This is a genomic window from Kitasatospora sp. MBT66 (assembly GCF_000710405.2).
Taxonomy (GTDB): Bacteria; Actinomycetota; Actinomycetes; order Streptomycetales; family Streptomycetaceae; genus Kitasatospora; species Kitasatospora purpeofusca.
This window is the reverse complement of record NZ_JAIY01000010.1, coordinates 1,145,159-1,145,483: the sequence shown is the minus strand read 5'-3', so window position 1 is coordinate 1,145,483 and position 325 is coordinate 1,145,159. Positions and strand designations below refer to the sequence as shown.

Sequence of the window (325 nt, the reverse complement as noted above, 5' to 3'; positions counted from 1 at the left end):
GCGGCCAGCCGGTAGGCGGGGGCCGGGGGCGCGGGGGTCCGGGCGAGGCGCCGGACGCGGGCGAGCACGCCGGTGGACGCGGCGGCGAGGCCGGCCGGTCCGGCCCCGGTCCCGGCGGTGGCCAGGGCGTAGAGCGCGCCCGCGAGTTCACCGGGGGTCACCCGGGCGAGCGCGGCGTCGTCGGCCGCCATCTCCAGCAGCAGCGCCACCTCGGTCCGCCCGAGCCGGGCCAGCGGGAGCCGGCCGAGGAGGAGCGCGAAGGTGTCGGCGGCGAGCAGGACCAGGTGGTGGCGTCCGCGCAGGTGCCCGTGCTCGTGGGCGACGG

Annotated in this window: 1 pseudogene; it reads right to left on the bottom strand. The window is 81.8% G+C overall.

Going from position 1 to position 325, the window contains the following annotated elements:
- Nucleotides 1-325 (bottom strand): annotated as a pseudogene (locus BI06_RS51315) (M56 family peptidase); the annotation flags it as partial.